This is a genomic window from Alcaligenes sp. NLF5-7 (assembly GCF_024266725.1).
Taxonomy (GTDB): domain Bacteria; phylum Pseudomonadota; class Gammaproteobacteria; order Burkholderiales; family Burkholderiaceae_B; genus Alcaligenes; species Alcaligenes phenolicus.
Genome location: NZ_CP100755.1, coordinates 4,037,359 through 4,056,685, shown reverse-complemented (window position 1 = coordinate 4,056,685; position 19,327 = coordinate 4,037,359). Strand labels below are relative to the sequence as shown.

General features: G+C 54.4%; 19 protein-coding genes. 16 read left to right on the top strand and 3 right to left on the bottom strand.

The features are described 5' to 3' along the window. Positions 1-13: 13 nt before the first annotated feature. The 7 genes from MID00_RS18700 (at position 14) to MID00_RS18670 (ending at position 6,899) form a co-directional block, all read left to right on the top strand. A complete protein-coding gene (locus MID00_RS18700) occupies positions 14-283 on the top strand; it encodes an HPr family phosphocarrier protein (RefSeq protein ID WP_003800381.1) in 270 nt (89 codons plus the stop codon). A 60-nt stretch (positions 284-343) separates the two neighbouring features. Continuing rightward, positions 344-2,056, top strand: coding sequence for a phosphoenolpyruvate--protein phosphotransferase (gene ptsP, locus MID00_RS18695; protein ID WP_021446646.1), 1,713 nt, complete (start codon positions 344-346; stop codon positions 2,054-2,056). A gap of 318 nt (positions 2,057-2,374) precedes the next feature. Then, entirely contained in the window at positions 2,375-2,860 is a 486-nt protein-coding gene (locus MID00_RS18690) for a hypothetical protein (RefSeq protein WP_254499320.1), read from the top strand. Between the two features lie 107 nt (positions 2,861-2,967). Then, positions 2,968-3,255 carry an accessory factor UbiK family protein gene (locus MID00_RS18685; RefSeq protein ID WP_009454398.1) on the top strand — a complete coding sequence of 96 codons (288 nt, stop codon included), beginning with the start codon at positions 2,968-2,970 and terminating at the stop codon, positions 3,253-3,255. A gap of 105 nt (positions 3,256-3,360) precedes the next feature. Then, positions 3,361-4,497, top strand: a complete 1,137-nt coding sequence (locus MID00_RS18680; protein WP_254499319.1) for a CynX/NimT family MFS transporter — start codon at positions 3,361-3,363, stop codon at positions 4,495-4,497. Between the two features lie 93 nt (positions 4,498-4,590). Then, positions 4,591-5,268, top strand: coding sequence for a pentapeptide repeat-containing protein (locus MID00_RS18675; protein ID WP_254499318.1), 678 nt, complete (start codon positions 4,591-4,593; stop codon positions 5,266-5,268). Positions 5,269-5,375: 107 nt separating this feature from the next. Then, positions 5,376-6,899, top strand: a complete 1,524-nt coding sequence (locus MID00_RS18670) for a YifB family Mg chelatase-like AAA ATPase (protein WP_254499316.1) — start codon at positions 5,376-5,378, stop codon at positions 6,897-6,899. A 111-nt stretch (positions 6,900-7,010) separates the two neighbouring features. On the opposite strand, the gene MID00_RS18665 is transcribed toward MID00_RS18670, so the two are convergent. Both MID00_RS18665 and MID00_RS18660 read right to left on the bottom strand, forming a co-directional pair. Continuing rightward, positions 7,011-7,790: a hypothetical protein gene (locus tag MID00_RS18665; RefSeq protein ID WP_009454394.1), complete on the bottom strand. Its 780-nt coding sequence runs from the start codon at positions 7,788-7,790 to the stop codon at positions 7,011-7,013. 74 nt (positions 7,791-7,864) lie between these two features. Continuing rightward, positions 7,865-8,632, bottom strand: coding sequence for a hypothetical protein (locus tag MID00_RS18660; RefSeq protein ID WP_254499314.1), 768 nt, complete (start codon positions 8,630-8,632; stop codon positions 7,865-7,867). Between the two features lie 866 nt (positions 8,633-9,498). On the opposite strand from MID00_RS18660, the gene rpmI reads away from it, so the two are divergent. From rpmI to MID00_RS18625, 7 genes are all read left to right on the top strand, one after another. Beyond that, positions 9,499-9,696, top strand: a complete 198-nt coding sequence (gene rpmI, locus MID00_RS18655; protein ID WP_003800367.1) for a 50S ribosomal protein L35 — start codon at positions 9,499-9,501, stop codon at positions 9,694-9,696. A gap of 16 nt (positions 9,697-9,712) precedes the next feature. Beyond that, positions 9,713-10,072, top strand: a complete 360-nt coding sequence (rplT, locus tag MID00_RS18650; protein ID WP_009454390.1) for a 50S ribosomal protein L20 — start codon at positions 9,713-9,715, stop codon at positions 10,070-10,072. 70 nt (positions 10,073-10,142) lie between these two features. Next, positions 10,143-11,165, top strand: coding sequence for a phenylalanine--tRNA ligase subunit alpha (pheS, locus tag MID00_RS18645; protein ID WP_009454388.1), 1,023 nt, complete (start codon positions 10,143-10,145; stop codon positions 11,163-11,165). A gap of 77 nt (positions 11,166-11,242) precedes the next feature. Continuing rightward, complete coding sequence (gene pheT / locus MID00_RS18640; RefSeq protein WP_254499313.1) at positions 11,243-13,648, top strand: phenylalanine--tRNA ligase subunit beta; 2,406 nt, start codon at positions 11,243-11,245, stop codon at positions 13,646-13,648. 9 nt (positions 13,649-13,657) lie between these two features. Beyond that, complete coding sequence (locus MID00_RS18635; RefSeq protein ID WP_009454385.1) at positions 13,658-13,981, top strand: integration host factor subunit alpha; 324 nt, start codon at positions 13,658-13,660, stop codon at positions 13,979-13,981. Between the two features lie 77 nt (positions 13,982-14,058). Further along, complete coding sequence (locus MID00_RS18630; protein ID WP_021446644.1) at positions 14,059-14,463, top strand: MerR family transcriptional regulator; 405 nt, start codon at positions 14,059-14,061, stop codon at positions 14,461-14,463. Positions 14,464-14,531: 68 nt separating this feature from the next. Beyond that, on the top strand, positions 14,532-15,344 hold the full coding sequence (locus MID00_RS18625; protein ID WP_254499311.1) for a ferritin-like domain-containing protein: 813 nt from the start codon (positions 14,532-14,534) through the stop codon (positions 15,342-15,344). On the opposite strand, the gene MID00_RS18620 is transcribed toward MID00_RS18625, so the two are convergent. Next, positions 15,319-17,031 carry an anti-sigma factor gene (locus tag MID00_RS18620; RefSeq protein WP_254499310.1) on the bottom strand — a complete coding sequence of 571 codons (1,713 nt, stop codon included), beginning with the start codon at positions 17,029-17,031 and terminating at the stop codon, positions 15,319-15,321. The genes MID00_RS18625 and MID00_RS18620 overlap by 26 nt on opposite strands. Before the next feature lie 69 nt (positions 17,032-17,100). Between MID00_RS18620 and MID00_RS18615 the strand changes: the two genes are divergently transcribed. Together MID00_RS18615 and MID00_RS18610 are read left to right on the top strand one after the other, a co-directional pair. After that, the gene (locus MID00_RS18615; protein WP_128831580.1) at positions 17,101-17,343 is read left to right on the top strand and encodes a hypothetical protein; all 243 of its coding nucleotides are present in this window, start codon (positions 17,101-17,103) and stop codon (positions 17,341-17,343) included. 172 nt (positions 17,344-17,515) lie between these two features. After that, positions 17,516-19,297 (top strand): ABC transporter ATP-binding protein/permease, encoded by a 1,782-nt coding sequence (locus tag MID00_RS18610; protein WP_254500312.1) that lies wholly within the window; start codon positions 17,516-17,518, stop codon positions 19,295-19,297. Positions 19,298-19,327 lie beyond the last annotated feature (30 nt).

The window sequence follows — 19,327 nt, the reverse complement described above, 5'->3', positions numbered from 1 at the left end:
TCCAGTTGCCCCTATGCCTAGCGTATCCATCACGATCAGTAATAAATTAGGTCTTCATGCACGGGCAGCAGCCAAGCTTACCCAGTTGGCCGGCCGTTATAGCAGTGAGATTTTTATCGCGCGTGGCTCTCAGCGCGTGAATGCAAAAAGTATCATGGGTGTCATGATGCTGGCCGCCGGAATGGGGGTCACTGTGGTTGTCGATGCCCAGGGTGACGATGCCGATCAGGCCCTCAATGATATTCAGGCGTTGTTTGACGCCAAGTTTGGTGAAAACGAATAAGGAAGAAATCTGGTCATGAATAGTGCTGCAGCTCGAACCCCGGCGTCTGATTTGTCCGCGATGTTTACCGCTCAAGGTCAAGCAGTCGGTAAGGGGTACGCCATTGCCAAGGCCGTGGTAATGAGCGCAGCAGCACTGGAAGTCCCTCATTACCGGATTGCCGCCGAAGACGTCGATTCTGAAAGCCAGCGCCTGCTTAGCGCCATGGCCAGTACCCGTGACGAGCTTCGTGCCATGGTGGACCAGTTGCCTGTGGATGCACCACGCGAGCTTGCGCCTATCCTGACAGTGCACAGTCTGCTTCTGGACGATCCCATGCTGACGCAGCAAACCTGCGCCATCATTGCCGAGCGTCACTACAACGCAGAATGGGCTCTGACCTCGCAAGGTCAGATGCTGGTTGAGCAGTTCTCCCAAATGGAAGACGAATACCTGCGCGAGCGTGGTGCTGATGTGCGCCAGGTTATCGAGCGCGTATTGCGCGTTCTGGCAGGCAAGCCTGCTTTGCTGCCTGGTTTTTCAGCCGCTCAGGAAGAGCCGCTGATTGTGGTAGCACGCGATATTTCCCCGGCAGATATGCTGCGCTTGCGCGGTGGTCATTTCGCCGGTTTTCTGACGGATTTGGGTGGGCCCACCTCACATACAGCGATTGTGGCTCGCAGCTTGAGTGTTCCTGCTGTAGTGGGTTTGGGCAGCTTTCGCAGTCTGATACGCGATGGCGACTTTCTGATTGTGGACGGCTTCTCGGGTGCGGTAATTGTGAATCCGTCGGAGCAAGTGTTGGCCGAATACCGGGAGCGTCAGGAAGCTTATCGTCGCGAACGGGCTGAACTGGAAGAGTTGCTGGATGCGCCAGCGATGACGCTGGATGGGATTAACGTCCGCCTGGAAGCCAATATCGAGCTTCCCGAGGAGGCGGAGCTGGCTTTGAAAGCGGGCGCCGATGGCATTGGCTTGTTCCGCAGCGAGTTTTTGTTCATGGGACGCACGGATTTGCCTTCCGAGCAGGAACAGTACGAAGCGTACTCCCGTGTAGTAAAAGCCATGAAGGGCAAGGTCGTCACTATCCGTACACTGGATATTGGGGCCGATAAAACCCTGGATGGAGATGCCACGGTAGCGACTAACCCGGCCTTGGGCTTGCGTGCAATTCGCTACTGTCTGGACAGGCCCGAGATGTTTGCCACCCAGCTACGCGCCTTGTTGCGTGCCAGCTTGCATGGACAAATCCGTATTTTGATCCCCATGATTTCCTCCATGAACGAGGTGCATGCCAGTCGTCAGGCTATTGAGTCGGCAGCTCGGGAACTGGAAAAATCCGGTACCCCATTCGCACGCAACTATTTATTGGGGGCTATGGTGGAAGTGCCCGCCATAGCCATCGCCATTGAGCCCTTTGTACAGGAACTGGATTTTCTGTCCATCGGCACCAATGACTTGATTCAATATGTTCTGGCTGTAGACCGGGGCGATGCTGAGGTTGCCAGCCTGTACGACCCCATGCACCCAGCCGTCTTGCGTTTGATTGCACACACGATCAATGCGGCTGATCGTGCTGGCAAACCGGTGGCGGTCTGTGGGGAAATGGCGGGGGATGCTTCGGTGACTCGCATGTTGCTGGGGCTGGGCCTGAAAGAATTTTCCATGCATCCGCAGCAACTGCTGGATGTGAAAAAAGAAGTGCGCCTATCGCATTCCAATGCCTTGCGCGTGAAAGTGGCCAGTGCCTTGAACCGTGCCGAGCGCATCGATCTGGCTACCTTAGCCGCCTAAGTAATTGAAAACAGGCCAATTTAGTTGGCAAATATGTAACAAAGCCCAGCTGTAGTCCTACGAGGGATTCCATTTGTAACAACGTATCTGGACCTGTTCGCTCTCTAGATGCTTGTTGTTAAAGGGTTTGTCATGAAGCTTGAGCTATATCGTCAGAATAATTGAAATCAGGATTTACACTAATAGATTGGTCTGTGTGCTCAGCACCGATAGAATGGCTTCTAGGGGAGTTGTAACAGACCCAAGGCCGAGCCGGAAGTCGCACCAGGCATCGGCCCATTCTATCTAGCGACCTTGGAATAGTAGGAAGGAAATCTTATGAAACTGACTCGTGCTCATTTTGCTGTCATGGCCGCTGCTGCTTCGATGACTCTTTTGGCTGCGTGTTCCAAAGAGGACGACAAAGCCGCTACGAGCGCGCCACCTGCTCCTGTCGCTGCTCCACAATCGACAGCACCTGCCACTCCACCCGCACCAGAGGCTGACAAGTCCCTGGAGCAAAAAACGGAAGAACTGAAGCAGGACGCCGCTAAAGTTGCTGACGACGTCAAAAAAGAAGCAGAGGAACAGAAAGAGAACGCCAAGGAAAATACCCACTCCTTGAAGGAAGATGCCAAGGCTGCTGGCGATAAAGTCGCTGAAAAAGCTGGTGAAGCCAAGGATGCAGTAGCCGATGCTGCCAGCCGTACGGGCGATGCCATTAAAGACGGCGCTGCCAAGGCTGACAAAGCCATCCAGGACAGGCTGGGTAATGGTGTTGACTCCTCGCCGTCTTCCGTGCCTTCGGAACAAGCCAAACCTTAAGGCTTGAATAATTCGGCTGATTGTCTGGCCAAATGCAAAAAGCGGGTGCCTTTGGCACCCGCTTTTTCTATACTGCTGGTAGTGTCAATATTTTAAGGAGAGGGACCATGATTAATCGTAGCGAATGGCTGGAAGATCTGCAAAAAAACGTCTCGGAGCTGATCGCCAAAAGTCCGGCTGCCGATATTGAGCGCAATGTAAAAGCCTTTATGGGTCAGGCCTTCAACCGTATGGACCTGGTTACTCGTGAAGAGTTTGATACCTACAAGCTGATGCTGGAACGCGCACTGGCTCGTGTGGCGGCTCTGGAAACACGTTTGCAAGCCTTGGAAGGGCGGCAAACTCCTGTTCCTCAAGATGGTGACACCTCTGCTCAAGAGGGCAGCCAAGGCTGATCACTTCATTTGAATACAGTCACCAGGCCTGGGGGCAAACAATCGGCCAGCCCCTTTTTTATTGCTGTTTTTCTGGTCTTGACCGGGGTGTGCGCCGCACAACATGTGTGGAAAGTACCCCCGGCCTTGCCTTTTATGCAGCGCGAACTGGGCATGGATCTGGTGCAGGCAGGTTTTCTGCTGGCCAGCGTGCAAATGGCCGGGATGTTGCTGGGGCTATGCATAGGCCTGATCTCCGAGAAAATTGGTCTGCGTCGCTGCATTTTGACGGGGCTGGGTATTTTGAGTCTGGCCTCGTTAATCGGCTCCTTGTTTGAACATAGCGCTCTGGTTTTGTTCGGGCGGATGATAGAAGGCTGCGGCTTTCTGATGGTGGTACTGCCCATTCCCGCCTTGATCAAACGTATTACTGATGCGGCGCGGTTGAGCCGAGTCATGGGTTTGTGGGGCTGTTACATGCCCGCGGGGGCGGTCTTGATGCTGTGGGCTGGCGCTGCCTGGTTGGCAGTTGGCTCCTGGCGTACCTTGTGGGTGGTTCTCGGTGTATTGACAGCCATCTTCATGATTTTGACCTTCCTTCTGGTGCCACCGGATTCTCAGACTCAAACCAGAAGTGCGGCGCAGCATACCTCTGCTCATCGCTGGACCAGACTGCTGCGCACGACTTTAAGCTCCGGCCGGGTTTGGTTGCTGGCTTTGGCCTTTGGTGTGTATGCGGCGCAATGGGCGGCAGTCGTGGGCTTCATGCCCACTATTTACAATCAGGCGCAGATAGCAGTTGGCACCGCCGGTTTGCTGACAGCCTTGATTGCTGCTGGGAATGTCGTGGGTAATCTGGGGGCAGGGCGCTGTTTGCATGCCGGTATCCCACCTCATAGACTGCTGCAAGCAGGCTACTTGGGTATGATCGCATGTGCCATCGTTGCGTTCGGGCTGACACAAAACTTGGTGGTTCAGTTTGTCGCCATCCTGTTGTTTTCGATTCTGGGCGGCTTGATTCCAGCTACCTTGTTCTTCCTGTCGGTCACGGCAGCACCTTCGCCGGAGACCACCTCGACCTCGGTGGGCTGGGTACAGCAATGTTCTTCACTGGGTCAGTTTGTGGGCCCCCCTGTTGTGGCGTCGGTTGTACATGCGTTGGGTGGATGGCAGTGGGCTTGGGTCGCGACGGTTAGTTTTGCCGTTTTGGGTTTGATCATTGCCTGGCGCTTGTCGCATTTGGGTCTGCCCAATGGCCGTTAGGCCTTGCTCAGATCAGCGCCGGATTAGATGAAAGAGATCATGAAAGAGCCAGCTCAATAAAGCTGGCTCAGTTTTTTTGGAAGGGAAAGCAGCATGCTCGTCAGTAATGTCCAGATCACAAGAGATGAGTTGGCTGATCTTTTGGCCGTCTCCCATGAGTCTTTGAGTTTCGAGAACTGCACTTTTGATGATGAGGATCTGTCGGGTCTGGAGCTGGATGGTGCGCAGTTTTCGGGCTGCAGCTTTTTGAATGCCCGCTTTACACGGGCGCATTTGCAAGACACGGTCTGGCAGCGTTGCAAGCTGGGTCAAGCGGATTTCAGCTTGGCTGATCTCAGTTCGGCGTGTTTTAGGGTTTGTGATCTGCACTTGAGCAAGTGGGTGCGCACCCAGATCGCTTCCTTGCAGATCGAGGATTCCAAGCTAAGCGGTGCTGTTTTCAACGAAACCCGTGGTTTGGACCTGAGCCTGCGCGAGTGCAAGCTGGTGGGTGCAACTTTGCGCGCCATTAATTTCCGTAAGCAAAATCTGGTGCAACTGGATTTCTCCGATGCGGACTTGGGCGGCTGCAATTTTCAGGATGCCGTATTTGAAGGCGGCAGCTTGAGGGGCGCCAGCTTGAGAGGGGTGAACTTCAAGGGAGCAGACCTGCGCAGTGTGGAACTGGGCAGCATCACCTTGTACGACTTGAATAACTCTTTCCAAGGCGCATGTTTGTCCGTAGAGCAGGCCGTCCAGTTGGTCAGTTCCATGGGGGTGCAGGTTCAGTAGGATCCTGGGACCGTACAAGTACGCAGTGATGTTTTAAGGCAGGCATCTGGAGCTTATTTCTCCCGACGGGCAGACTGAATGTTTGCCTTGGAAAGGGAGAAGGGCATATGTCCTTGGCCGTGTTGAACAGTTGTGCCTTGTCGGGCCTGGATTTTATCGACGTGCGTGTCGAGGCGCATGTCGCTCCAGGATTACCCGCCTTCCATATTGTTGGTTTGCCCGATGCCGGTATTCGCGAAAGCCGGGAGCGCATACGGGCCGCCTTGCAGGCCAGTGGCTTTGACTTTCCTGCAGCCCGACTGACTATCAATCTGGCGCCTGCTGATTTGCCCAAGGATTCGGGGCGCTTTGATTTACCCGTGGCTTTGGCGATTTTATTGGCCAGCGGCCAGCTGAGCCGCCCGGATGACAAGCAGCGTGAGCAAGCGATCACCGGTCTGGAGCGCTATGTCATGGCCGGGGAGTTGTCTTTGACAGGGGCCGTGGTTCCTGTGCAGAGTGCGCTAACGATTGCCCTGGGTATGGCGCGTCGGCATCCGGAGCTTTGTTTGCTTTTGCCTGCGCAGAGTGCAGAAATGGCGGCCCATGTTCCTGACCTGCAGGTCTACGGGGTTGCCAGTTTGGCAGAGGCGGCGAGGTATCTGCGAGGGGACAAGGAGCTGGAACCCGCATTGGCCAGGCCGTGGTCAGAAGAGTGGAATGATGGCCAACAACTTTGCTTGTCGGACGTGCTGGGGCAGCCTTTGGCTTGCCGTGCTTTGGAAGTGGCCGCTGCGGGTGGCCATAGCCTTTTGTTGAATGGCTCGCCGGGTGTGGGCAAGACCATGCTGGCTCAACGTCTGCCGGGTCTATTGCCAGACCTGGAGCGATACGCTCAGCTGGAAGTAGCCGCCTTGTATTCCTTTGTGCAGGAACAGGATTTTTTCAGCAGGCGACCCCCTTTTCGTGCCCCACATCATAGTGTGTCTACTCCTGCCTTGATTGGAGGTGGTAGCCGCCCAAGACCGGGGGAGGTTTCGCTGGCTCATCATGGCGTACTGTTTCTGGATGAGTTGCCTGAGTTCAGTCGGCGTTCACTGGAGGCGTTGCGCGAACCGCTGGAGCAGGGCTGCGTGCATATTTCTCGTGCCCAGAAGCAAGCGGTTTTTCCGGCGCAGTTTCAGTTTGTGGCTGCCATGAACCCATGTCCCTGTGGCTGGGCGGCGAGCCGTCATCGGGCGTGTCGGTGTTCTCCTGCTCAACGGGAGCTGTATCGGCAGCGCCTGTCGGGACCGATGCTGGACAGGATTGATCTTTTGGTGACCTTAAGCGAGTCCGAACCGGAGCGTGATCAAGCAGCGCAAGCGTCCAGCCAGGTCAGGTTGCGGGTACAGGAGGCGATCGAGAGGCAGTTGGCACGTCAGACGGTACGTAACGCTCGTTTATCGGTAGCGGGTTTGAAGGAGTATGGGCGTTTGTCTGCGGAGGCCTTGCAACTGCTGGCCAGTGCACGCAAACGCTGGTATTGGTCTGAGCGCGTGCAGGGTAGAGTCTTGCGGGTGGCGAGAACAATTGCGGATCTGGCCGGAGTAGATCAGATTGCTAGACCGCATATTGCCGAAGCACTGCAGTTCAGGCCTGAGTTGCCATGAGGCCGAGACAACAAAAAAGCGGATCTCGTTAGGGAGGGGCAGGATCGGGCAAGCTCCGGTCTGAGGGCGACAGGCGCCATGACTTCCATGGTTGGCCTGTGCGTTGCTTGTTTAGATTTTCAGGCTGCGTATGAAACTGCGCGCCTCTGTGGGGGAAGGGGGGGAGGGCTTATCGCTGTTATCGGCTACCAGCACAATATTGGTGTTGATGTTCTCACCCAGCTTTTCGATAACTTGTTGCCTGATGTGGCCGTAATTGGTCTCGGAGAGTAGAGCCTTTAAATAAAACACATTAATGTTTCCAATCAGATTTTTGATTGCGAATTTCTGTGTGAATAATTCGTCGCTGACTGCCTGGCTGGTTTGGAAGAAAATATTGCACAGTGCGATTTCCGACCCTGTATGGGCAATACTGATTTGCAAGTTGACGCTATAAGTCTCTTTTTGGGGCGGTTTGATCACCTTGGTAGCCGCAGAGATCTGGGCATGTGATTTCGCGTTATAGAGGATGAAGGCAGGATCATCTTCAGAGAGTTGACTAAACAGATCAACACTTGCCGTGGCGCTATCGATTTGCGCTTGGTTGAGCCGTTTGAAAAAACTCTGCTCCAGTATTTGCAGCACGGTGATGCTTGCGGTACCGGCTGAGATTTTCAGCGTGCTGGTTCCCTGCTCGCTCAGGTTCCAGAACAGATTGCCTACTGTATTCTTGAAAAAACTCAGCCAGCCTGCGGGGTCAACAAAGCGGGAGCCCAGTTTTTTATCGGCGCCCATCTGGGCCAAAAGGTTGGAATGGATAAAGTCTTCATAGCTCAGCGTATTGGTGTCTTCCGTGGTGGCAGAAATCAGATTGCCTGACACCACATAGGTTTGCTCAGTAGAAAAAGCCATCTTGATTCTCCTTTGTTGAATCCAGTGTCTGCAAGCGCACTGCCCGGCTTTACAGGCCGGGCTTGATTCAGTGCTTAAATATCCAGATCCAGCACAAAGTTCACGGCGTTATCGCCGAGCTTGTCGATGACTGCCTGGCGTACTTTCGAGTACACCGATTCATTGAGCACAATCAGGTTGGCTGCGCGGTAGAGCCAAGCGGTGGATTTGCTCCATTTCCAGAACAGGAAGCTGCCGGATTGGATGTCGGTCCGTGCATTGATGGCGGTCAGCACCATGCTGACGGTGCCGTGCTGGTCCTGGCCAGCAGGCAGAATCTGGAATTTGCCGCGGTCTTCTTTGGTGCTGCTGTGGTCAAACAGCTTCATGGGTTTTTGATTGGCAGGCTTGTTCAAGGCGCCGAATGTTTCCTGGGCGATTTTGTATAGCGGATTATTGACGTTGTTAACCACTGTCAGTATCACCTCCAGTACGACCTGGTCCATGGTGACGTCCGTATTCTTGGGTTGGAAGCGTTCAAAGAAGCTACTGCTGCTACCCCAGCCCAGGTTGGTCAGCCCATCCGAGTAAAACTTGAACCATTTTTCGCGATCATTTTCGTTGGGGTATTTCTTGTCAGCGGCCAGTTGCATCAACAAGGTGCTGTTTTGCACGTCGGCGCGGGATTGTTCGTTCAGTCCGCTGACAAAGCAAGGGATGCTGGCTTTGGCAACGACGGCACCATCTTCGTCGGCACTGCTGGTCGCTCGTGCGGTTACACGGTTGCCGCCGGCCGGGGCGTCGGGAATGTCCAGGGCGTTAATCCATGCCAATACCTGCTTGTGGTCAGTAATCGTGCTCATGGTAATACTCCGAAATTAAAAAGGGTTTTTACTGCATCAAAAAGTCTTTTTCGATTTTCCTTTTGAGATAATCGAATTTTAAAAGACCTTAACTTTTAATTTGGTTTTATTTTTGGTTATTTATTAGTTAAGTTGATTGCAAAATTATTGTCAAAGACGTTTCCGAAATATATGAAAAGGTTGCAAGCGTTACCAGTTATGAGTTGGCTTGCAATATGTGATCTTACTTGAATTGCTTTGGCTGCCTATGGTGTGCTGGCTGCTTTGGTTTTCAAGATAATTGATTTTTTATTTAATCGACGATTATTTTTTTGTTTGGTTGTATTTTGATTTTATTAACGATCTGTGCGTTATTTATTTATATTTAAAGTTCGTTTTTAGGTATGGAATGGATTTTTGGAAAATAGATACCACGCATGCGATGCATGCAATAAACAGCTGCGCAGCGACTGTTTGATCAAAGGTCGAACGGTGGTGATGGTGGGGAAGCACTGACAACAAGGTGTTGTAAAGCGTGGGCTGATCCATGCCTTGGGATCACCCGTAGTAATGAGGGCTTGTGAAATGCTTAGAGGCGGGTGGAGTCTTCCGCAAGGATTGAGCGGATCGCGTGTGCTGACGCGCATCCGGCTGGGTCATTGTTTCTGGTTTTCCTTTATGGCCTGCCGACAACGGCCCTCCTACAAAAAATCCCTTTGATATCTGGACAATCCTTCAGGGATCACCCTATAATCAAGAGCTTTTCCCCTGTTTGGATCTGTTCTGGCAGCGGACAAAGAAAAAAATAAGTGCCTGTTTTGGGTCATACAAGTGTCAGCCAGCTTCCTAGGCGACCACCCGCAGACACAAATTAGTCGAGTAATTTCATGCCTAAAATGAAAACCAAAAAAAGCGCCTCCAAGCGCTTTGTGGTTCGTGGTAGCGGTTCCATCAAGCGGGGCCAAGCGTTCAAGCGTCACATTCTGACCAAGAAGACGACCAAGAACAAACGTCAGTTGCGCGGTGCCGTCGAGGTTCATAAAGCCGACGTCGCTTCCGTAAAAGCAATGATGCCTTTCGCTTGATTAGGGAGAATCGAACATGTCACGAGTAAAACGCGGTGTTAACGCACGCGCACGCCACAAGAAAGTAATTGCCCAGGCCAAAGGTTTTCGCGGCCGTCGCGGTAATGTATTCCGTATAGCCAAACAGGCTGTCATGAAGGCAGGTCAGTACGCCTACCGTGACCGCCGTAACAAGAAACGCGTATTCCGCTCGCTGTGGATTACCCGTATCAACGCAGCTTGCCGCGAACTGGATATGAGCTACAGCCAGTTTATCGCCGGCCTGAACAAAGCCTCCATCGCTTTGGACCGTAAGGTTCTGGCTGACTTGGCTGTTAAAGACAAGGCAGGTTTTGCTGCTGTTGTTGCACAGGCTAAGAACGCTCTGGCTGCTTAAGCGGTATCTGACTGTATAGTTCACAAACGGGGCCTTTGGGGCTCCGTTTGTTTTTGGAAAGTAACACGCCATGACTTCCTCCCACGACGATCTGATTGCCCAGGCTCGGGCCTTATTTGAGCAGTCTCAGGACGCCGCTTCGCTGGAAAACGCTAAAGCTCGATTTTTGGGCAAACAAGGTGCCATCACTGCCTTGATGAAAGGCCTTGCCCAGATGGAGCCGGAGCAGAAAAAAGCAGCCGGTGCCAGCATCAACGTGCTCAAGCGCGAAATTGAAGATCTGCTGAACGATCGTCGTGCTGCCCTGGCGGCAGAACAATTGAACCAGCGACTGGCTCAAGAACAAATTGATGTGACGTTGCCCGGCCGTGGTCGTGGCACCGGTGGTATCCACCCGGTGATCCAGACCTGGCAGCGTGTTGAAGCCATTTTCCGCTCTATCGGTTTCGATGTGGCTGACGGCCCTGAAATCGAAAATGACTGGACAAATTTTACCGCTCTGAATAATCCAGAGAATCACCCCGCTCGTTCCATGCAAGACACGTTCTATATCGATATGAACGACGAGCAGGGTTTGCCCTATTTGCTGCGCACGCACACCAGTCCCATGCAGGTGCGTTATGCACGCATGAACAAGGCCCCTATCAAGGTTATTGCTCCCGGCCGCACCTATCGTGTCGATAGTGATGCCACCCACTCGCCCATGTTCCACCAGGTGGAAGGGCTGTGGATTGCCGAGGATATTTCCTTTGCCGATCTGAAAGGCGTTTACACGAACTTTCTGCGCGCCTTTTTTGAAAGCGACGATCTGGTCGTGCGCTTTCGACCTTCTTTCTTCCCCTTTACCGAGCCATCCGCCGAGATTGACATGATGTTCTCCTCCGGCCCCAACAAGGGCCGTTGGCTGGAGATCTCCGGCTCCGGGCAGGTTCACCCGCAAGTGGTGCGCAATTTCGGTTTGGACCCAGAGCGTTACATCGGTTTCGCCTTTGGTTCCGGACTGGAGCGCCTGACTATGTTGCGCTATGGTGTTAACGATTTGCGCCAGTTCTTTGAAGGCGATCTGCGCTTTCTGAAGCAGTTCAATCGTTGATTCCTACTTCGCGCCGCTGGGCCTTTTAGGCCCGGTCGGTTCCGGTATACGCCGTTTTACGTCTCCATCTTTGCATCATGTTATTTTCCGAATCGTGGCTGCGCCGCTTTGTGAATCCCAAACTGGGAACTGAAGAACTGGGTCATCAACTGACGATGGCTGGCTTGGAGGTTGAAGAAATTCAAGCTGCTGCGCCTGCTTTTGAGCATGTTGTCGTTGGCTTCATCGCTGAAATTGCCCCCCATCCCGACGCTGACCGCCTGCGCGTTTGCCAGGTTGATGACGGCTCGGGCAAGCTGCTGCAGATTGTGTGCGGTGCGCCCAATGCGGCTCAAGGCATCAAGATCCCGGTCGCCCGTGTTGGTGCAGAGCTGCCCGGTGGCATGAAAATCGGCCCGGTCAAAATGCGTGGCGTGGAGTCCGCCGGCATGTTGTGCTCGGGTCGCGAGCTGGGTCTGTCGCAAGATCACGATGGTTTGCTGGTACTGGATGCAGACGCGCCAGTGGGCCAAAGCCTGCGTGAACTGCTGGATCTGGACGACCAGATCATCGAATTGAAATTGACGCCTAACCGTGCGGACTGCCTGTCCGTGCTGGGCGTGGCACGCGAAGTAGCCGCCCTGACTGGCGAGCCACTGACACTGCCAGACTTCACTCCTGTTCCTGTCACTATTGAGGATCGCGTTTCCGTTAACGTGAAAGACGCTGATTTATGCGGCCGTTTTGCCGGCCGTGTGATTCGTGGCGTCAATGCGCGTGCCAAAACCCCGGACTGGATGAAAACTCGTCTGGAGCGCAGTGGCCAGCGTTCAATCTCCGCATTGGTGGACATCTCCAATTACGTCATGCTGGAACTGGGCCGTCCTACGCACGTGTTCGATTTGCAGCACGTACAGGCTGGTCTGGAAGTGCGTTGGGCACGTAAAGGCGAGACGCTGGAGCTGCTGAGCGGTTTGAATGTCGAGCTGGATACCGATGTGGGTGTGATTGCGGTTAACGATGTGCCGCAAAGCATGGCCGGTATCATGGGCGGCGAACAAAGCGCTGTCACACTGGATACGACGGATGTGTATCTGGAAGGCGCTTTCTGGTGGCCAGAAGCCATCATGGGCCGTGCCCGTCGCTACAAGTTTTCTTCCGACGCCAGCCACCGTTTCGAGCGTGGCGTGGACTTCGACTCCATTACCCAGCATTTGGAACGCACCACAGCGCTGATCCTGGAAATCTGCGGCGGCCAAGCGGGACCTATGGATGACCAGGTTGTGGCCTTGCCCGAGCGCAAGCCCGTTGCCATGCGCCTGGAGCGTTGCCGCCGTGTTCTGGGTATTCCTCTGGATCAAAAGCAGGTGGAGAGCATCTTCACCTTGTTGGGCCTGGACTTCTCGGTGGCTGACGAAGTCTTTACGGTCAATCCTCCCAGCTTCCGTTTCGATTTGACGATTGAAGAAGACCTGATCGAGGAAGTTGCCCGTATCTACGGTTTTGAAAATATTCCTGATCTGCCTCCGGTCGCTGCTGCACAAATGCGTGTGCCAGTCGAGTCCTTGCGTGGTCCGCACGTCTTGCGCGCTGTATTGGCCGCCCAGGACTACCAGGAAGTGATCAACTTCTCCTTTGTGCAAGAGTCTTGGGAAAAAGATATTAACGGACAGGCTGACCCTATCCGTTTGTTGAACCCCATTGCCAGCCAGTTGGCGGTGATGCGTACCAGCCTGATTCCTGGTCTGCTGGCCAATATTGAACGCAACGCCAACCGCCGTCAGTCGCGCGTGCGTGTGTTCGAGTTTGGCCGCGTCTTCATGCGCGATGCCTCTCAAGAAAATGGTCCGTTGACCGTGGCCGGTATCCATCAGCCCAACCGCATTGCGGCCGCAGCCTGGGGCCCTGTTGTGACCGAGCAGTGGGGACAGCCCGATCGTCTTGTCGACTTCTTTGACGTCAAGCGCGATCTGGAAACTTTGCTGGGTCAGCGTGCTGCTCAAGTCCGTTTCGAGCCTGAAGCTCACCCGGCCTTGCACCCAGGCCGTAGCGCCAGTGTGAAACTGGATGGTAAAACCATAGGCTGGATCGGTGAAATCCATCCTCAGTGGTTGAGCGAATTTGGTTTGAATCAAGCGCCGGTCGTCTTTGAGGTGGACGTTGATGCCATCTCTCACGACGAAGTGGTACACGCTCAGGAAGTATCCAAGCAACCCGTTGTGCAACGAGATCTAGCGGTTTGGCTGGATAAGGACGTATCCTATCAAGCTGTGCTGGATACACTGAACCAGGTGCGCAGCACGGCACCGCAAGCGGCTATCGTCAAAGATATTCAGTTGTTTGACGTCTGGCGCGACAAGAACGATGCATCGGAAAAGAGTCTGGCGATTCGATTCTGGCTGCAAGACAGCGCAAGCACGCTGGACGATGAACGCGTCGAGCAATGCCTGGATGCATTGTTGGCGGCACTGGTGTCTGCGCATGGCGCACGGGCACGAGCATAAGGAGACACAATGAACGTAGAGCGTACTCTGACCAAGGCGGATCTGGCCGAACTCTTGTTTGAACGTGTTGGCTTGAATAAACGCGAAGCCAAAGATATTGTGGATACTTTCTTTGCCGAAATCCGCGACTCCCTGGCCGATGGTGTCGAGGTCAAGTTGTCCGGTTTCGGTAATTTCCAGGTTCGGGACAAACCCCCGCGTCCTGGTCGCAACCCCAAAACGGGTGAAGTCATCCCGATTTCGGCGCGACGCGTGGTGACATTCCACGCCAGTCAGAAGCTCAAAAGTGTAGTCGAAGGGGCGCCAGTGGCGCCCGAGGATGACCAGGACTGAAGCCTGGTACGTTTGCGTACAGTTTTGCCTGACTGAACGTGTAAAATCACTCCTATTGTCGATGAGCATCAGTGGCTATGAGCACAAACGAAAAGACGGCGACCTTGCCACCTATCCCTGCCAAGCGGTATTTCACCATCGGTGAAGTCAGCGAGCTTTGCTTGGTCAAGCCCCACGTCCTGCGTTATTGGGAGCAGGAGTTTACGCAGTTAAAGCCCGTCAAGCGACGCGGTAACCGACGTTATTACCAGCACCATGAGGTGCTGCTGATACGCCGGATTCGCGGTTTGCTGTACGACGAAGGCTTTACGATCAGTGGTGCGCGCAATCGTCTGGGCGATGGTCCGGATATGCCTTTTGACCAGGAAGCCGCTGTGCGTCTGACCGGTCAGGAAATGCAGGCCTTGCGCACCAACTTGGGTCAGATCCAGGCAATGCTGGATCAAGCCTTGGCAATCACGGATCCTGGCTCGGCTCAGTAATCCGGGGTTGCTAAGCAGGAACGAAGGTCGGCCTTGGTGCCGGCCTTTTTTCATGGAAGGGATTAGCAGTGAACTTACGTAGTCAGGCTCTAAAGGCTTTGTTAGTACAAGAGCCGGCTGCCAAGCTGGCAGCAGTACGAGCAATTGCCCATGGCTTGCCCGTAGGGGCAGATGAGCATTTGGAAGAGCCGCCCGGCGTACCGGGACGGCCCGAGGGTTTGCGTTTTGTGAGCCCTCAGCATGTTTCCAAGCGGTCCGTGCGTACGATCCAGGGGCGAGCAGCCTTATTGCATTCCTTGGCGCATATTGAGTTCAATGCCATCAATCTGGCCTTGGATGTCTTGTGGCGTTATCCCGGTTTGCCCGACGCATTCTATGCGGGCTGGTTACAGGTGGCGGTGGAGGAGGCTTTGCATTTTGAGCTGCTGAGCGATCATCTTCAAACGATGGGTGTCCGCTATGGGGATTTGCCTGTCCATGACGGCTTGTGGGAGATGGCAGAGCGAACACGCTTTGATCTGCTGGCGCGTATGGCTTTGGTGCCGCGTACTCTGGAAGCACGGGGGCTGGATGCCTGCCCCCTGGTGCATAAGAAGTTGCTGGATGCTGGCGATGAAAAAGCCGCCGCGATTATTGCCATCATTTTGCGCGATGAGGTCGGGCATGTAGCGTTGGGAAATTACTGGTATCGCAAAGTCTGCCGGGAACAAGGCTTGCCTGATTTTGCTACGTATGGCGAGTTGGCGCAGCGCTATCGCGCACCGCGTTTGCGCGGCCCCTTTAATCGCGAAGCCCGCCTGGAGGCGGGCTTCACTGTCGAGGAAATCGACGAGCTGGAACGGCTGGATGCCGCTTTTAAGAGCGGGTTGCCGACGAGCTAGCTTCCGTGTTGGGCTTGGGCAGGTTATCCAGCTGCCCAAAGCTTACGATGCGGCCAATATACAGAACGGGGCCTTCCGGTGCACCACTATTGGAACCGCCTTCGGTTTCCAGTGTCATCTCAAAAATCTGCTCATCTTCTACGGTGCCAATCAAGGCCGCAGGAACGGTGATGGGGCGATTGGGATCAATCAAACCCAATGAACGAATTTGTGTGCCGCGTGGGGTGTGTGTCCATAGCTGCACCGACTGCGTTGCTTTGACTTCAGTGCTGACCTTGGGCACCAGCAGGACATTGCCTTGTGGGTCTACTGTTGCAATCCAGGCCGGAGTAGAGGATTGGCCAGGGGCCTGCAGGATAGCCGCCTGACGTGGCTTCATCTCAATAACATTGACAGGGGGTTCCGAGTTCATGTTCATGAGCAGGGCAATCACCAGGCCCAGAATCACGACCGCAGCCAAGCCGCCCCACAAAACAGGCATGGGCATGGCAAAGCCACGGGACTTGCGTTCGCCATCAACAGGTTCGGGTTTGCGTTTTTTCTCTACGGTGACTGACTCAGGCTCGCTTTTGATGGGCTTTTTCTTGTCGGCGACCTTGGCTGGTGCTGTGGGCGCTGCTTCGGCTGTGACAGCAGCTGCTTTGGTGGCTGGGTCGGACTCTGCACGCAGCAAGGTGGGGAAGGGCGGTGTGTGATCGTCAGCCTTGTCGTTCGAGCTGTTGGCGGACCAGCGAGGTTCAGTGCGAGTGGCAGCTTCCGCTTTAGTGCTTTGGTCTGCCGAAATACTGATCTTGATACTAGGTTCCTGGCGCACTGCTTTGATAGCTGGAGCGCTTGTGCTGGCGTTGCCAGTGCTTTCCGATTTGGGAGCTTCAGCAGCCGGACTGCTTGTGCTCCCAGCCTGACGACGTGCGGCAGGTGGAGGCAAGCCCAAGGTATGGTGAATGTGAGCCAGACTAGTGGGGGCAGGCACTGTTGGGGTCAGGCAGTCCACTAGCTCCAGCCACGCTTGCTCCCAAGCCAATGCCAGACGCGCTGCCTGATCATTTTGCTGCATCAGGGTGTGGGCTTGGGCCAATTCATGCTGGCTGAGCAGCCCCAAGGTATATTCGCCAATCATCACTGCATGGCGTGGATCGTTGGCGTTGCCCTCATTAATCAGGGGAGTGAGCTGTTGCAAGCCATGCTGGACCACAGCACGCAATTGTGCGGGGGAGCGGTTCAACTGAGGGCCCAACTGTTCGTAACTATTGCCGTGCAGATAGGCATGGATCATGGCGCGTTGGCTGGTGCCATCCAGCTTGCCCATGGCAGGGATGAAACGCTGTCCGGCTTGCGGCTTGATGGCAGGCAGGGCGTAATTGTTATCGCCGCTTTGCGCGCGTTGACGCAGGCGAGCCAGTAGCCTGAACCGCAGAATGCTGTAAATCCAGGCGCGCCCTTCGCCTAAATCGGGGTCATAGCCGGCAGCGTTTTTCCATAACAAAACAAAGCTATCGCGCAGAACCTCTTCGGCATCAATGCGGCGGCCCAACACGGCCTGGCCCAAAGCCAGCATCAAGGGGGCTTCCTGGTCGTACAGCACATCCAGCGCCTGGCTGTCCTGTGCGGCTAACTGGTCCAGGGAAGAAGAATACGAAAAAGAAGAAGACGGCATGGATGGATTTTGCACGGTAAAGGGATTCATGAGCCAGATGTCTGGTATCGGGCGCTATTTTTACTGTGTCTGCGCCAGTTTCAGACAAGCAGGTATTGTATGCCTTTCGTTGAAGGCTTGAAGGTAACAAAGTGCTGGATTGCCAGCATTTTCTTTGCAGTGACAAGCCTTGAATTTCCTGATTTTCAGCACTGGATGCTTGCTGGTCAGGTCCCTTATTCGTGTGACTGTGGTTTGCAGGTCAATAATCAGCCAAACAAGCATGCCGTCGGCAGGGTCTTGGCAAGGATAAGCAGTTCAAAAGGCTATACTTATTCGTTATGTGCTACCTGGCAGTTTTGATAATTACCCAGGCGTAGAACCTCATTTCTGTATTCGCATCAAGGACATGGCAGGGCCTGCCTGCCAGTGGAAAGCGTAGTCTGCTTGTCCTGCCTTGATTTCAGCGTTGTGCTGCAACTTATTTTTAAGCTGTCCGCGGTTTTTCGGCTTTGTGCTGTTGAACACGGACCTATTGCGTGTGCCTCCTCGTCCTGAAGTGCTTGATGGTGTCTCCGGTGGTCTGAGCACCCTGAAATCCTTATTTCCTTACGTTTGGCGATTCAAGACTCGCGTGGTCTTGGCTTTGTCCTGTTTGCTGCTGGCAAAAGTCGCCACCGTGATGATGCCGATCTACCTGAAGCAGGTAATCGATGCGTTGAGCCTGCCCGCTACGGCTTTGATGCTGCCGGTGGCCGCCTTGTTGGGATATGGCGCCGTACGTCTGGCCTCCAGCGCTTTTGGTGAAATACGGGATGCCCTGTTTGCGCGAGTCACGCAAGGGTCGGTGCGGCTGATTGCGAACCACGTCTTTCGGCACCTGCTGGATCTGTCCTTGCGCTTTCATACTGAACGCCAGACAGGTGGCTTGAGCCGGGATATTGAACGGGGCACCAAAGGCGTTAGCTTTCTGCTGAATTTCCTGGTCTTCAATATTTTGCCAACCTTGCTGGAAATAGCTCTGGTCTGTGGCATCTTGCTCTGGCGATACGACTGGGCCTTCGCGGCGGTGACCTTGGGGACGATTGCGGCCTATATTGTGTTCACCTTGCTGGTGACTGAGCGGCGCATGCGTTATCGGCGAGCCATGAACGACTTGGACAGTCGTGCCAACTCTCGCGCGATTGATGCCTTGCTCAATTACGAGACAGTCAAATACTTCGGTAACGAGGATTACGAGATCAATCGCTACGATCAGAATATGGGCCAGTGGGTCCAGGCTGCCGTGCGTAATCAGGTATCGCTGAACCTGCTCAATATTGGTCAGGCCTCGATTATCAGTGTTGGGGTGACGGCCTTGCTGTTCATGTCGGCGCAAGGTGTGCTGGCCGGAACCATGACGGTGGGTGACGTTGTGCTGGTGTCTGCCTTCCTGACCCAGCTTTATGCGCCTTTGAACTTTCTGGGTTTTGTTTACCGCGAAATCAAGAATTCACTGGCTGATATGGAGCGCCTGTTCTCCTTGCTGCGTCGCAAGCAAGAGGTGAAAGATGCGCCGGATGCCCAGGTCTTGTCCTGTGAGCAGGCGGGTGTGCGTTTCGAGAACGTCAGCTTTGCCTATGACAGCCGTCGCAAAGTCATTCAAAACCTGAGTTTCGAGATTCCCGCCGGCAAGACGGTAGCGGTGGTAGGGTCTTCGGGCGCAGGTAAATCCACCTTGTCGCGTCTTTTGTTCCGTTTCTACGATGTGACGGAAGGTCGCATCCTGTTCAACAATCGCGAGTTGCGCGAATGGACGCAAGAGAGCTTGCGTCGTCATATCGGTATCGTTCCCCAGGATACGGTCCTGTTCAACGATACGATTTTGCACAATATTGCGTATGGCCGTCCTGATGCCAGCAAAGAGCAGATCGTGGCAGCAGCACGGGCCGCCAGTATCCACGACTTCATCGAAAGCCTGCCCGATGGTTACGAGACCATCGTGGGTGAACGTGGTTTGAAGTTGTCCGGGGGCGAAAAGCAGCGCGTGGCCATTGCCCGCACCTTGCTGAAGAACCCACCGGTGCTGATTCTGGACGAAGCCACCAGTGCGCTGGACACGCGCACGGAACGGGCGATTCAGGCGGAGTTGAACGAGATTGCCCGCGACCGCACTACCTTGATCATTGCTCACCGTCTATCCACGATTACGGACGCGGATTTGATTCTGGTTCTGGAGCGCGGACAGATCGTGGAGCAGGGCACGCACAGCGAGCTTTTAGCCCTGGATGGCGCCTATGCCCGGATGTGGAATATCCAGCAAAGTCTGGAGGGATAATTTGACCATATAGTACCAAAGCGGTACTAT

What these genes read in the sequence shown, in the direction of transcription:
- MID00_RS18630 (WP_021446644.1), top strand. Translation starts at nt 14,059, where the DNA reads ATGAGCACAAACGAAAAGACGGCGACCTTGCCACCTATCCCTGCCAAG.
- MID00_RS18675 (WP_254499318.1), top strand. Translation starts at nt 4,591, where the DNA reads ATGCTCGTCAGTAATGTCCAGATCACAAGAGATGAGTTGGCTGATCTT.
- MID00_RS18635 (WP_009454385.1), top strand. Translation starts at nt 13,658, where the DNA reads ATGAACGTAGAGCGTACTCTGACCAAGGCGGATCTGGCCGAACTCTTG.
- MID00_RS18690 (WP_254499320.1), top strand. Translation starts at nt 2,375, where the DNA reads ATGAAACTGACTCGTGCTCATTTTGCTGTCATGGCCGCTGCTGCTTCG.
- pheT (WP_254499313.1), top strand. Translation starts at nt 11,243, where the DNA reads ATGTTATTTTCCGAATCGTGGCTGCGCCGCTTTGTGAATCCCAAACTG.
- rpmI (WP_003800367.1), top strand. Translation starts at nt 9,499, where the DNA reads ATGCCTAAAATGAAAACCAAAAAAAGCGCCTCCAAGCGCTTTGTGGTT.
- rplT (WP_009454390.1), top strand. Translation starts at nt 9,713, where the DNA reads ATGTCACGAGTAAAACGCGGTGTTAACGCACGCGCACGCCACAAGAAA.
- MID00_RS18620 (WP_254499310.1), bottom strand. Translation starts at nt 17,031, where the DNA reads ATGAATCCCTTTACCGTGCAAAATCCATCCATGCCGTCTTCTTCTTTT.
- MID00_RS18700 (WP_003800381.1), top strand. Translation starts at nt 14, where the DNA reads ATGCCTAGCGTATCCATCACGATCAGTAATAAATTAGGTCTTCATGCA.
- ptsP (WP_021446646.1), top strand. Translation starts at nt 344, where the DNA reads ATGTTTACCGCTCAAGGTCAAGCAGTCGGTAAGGGGTACGCCATTGCC.
- MID00_RS18615 (WP_128831580.1), top strand. Translation starts at nt 17,101, where the DNA reads ATGCCTTTCGTTGAAGGCTTGAAGGTAACAAAGTGCTGGATTGCCAGC.
- MID00_RS18670 (WP_254499316.1), top strand. Translation starts at nt 5,376, where the DNA reads ATGTCCTTGGCCGTGTTGAACAGTTGTGCCTTGTCGGGCCTGGATTTT.
- MID00_RS18665 (WP_009454394.1), bottom strand. Translation starts at nt 7,790, where the DNA reads ATGGCTTTTTCTACTGAGCAAACCTATGTGGTGTCAGGCAATCTGATT.
- MID00_RS18660 (WP_254499314.1), bottom strand. Translation starts at nt 8,632, where the DNA reads ATGAGCACGATTACTGACCACAAGCAGGTATTGGCATGGATTAACGCC.
- pheS (WP_009454388.1), top strand. Translation starts at nt 10,143, where the DNA reads ATGACTTCCTCCCACGACGATCTGATTGCCCAGGCTCGGGCCTTATTT.
- MID00_RS18685 (WP_009454398.1), top strand. Translation starts at nt 2,968, where the DNA reads ATGATTAATCGTAGCGAATGGCTGGAAGATCTGCAAAAAAACGTCTCG.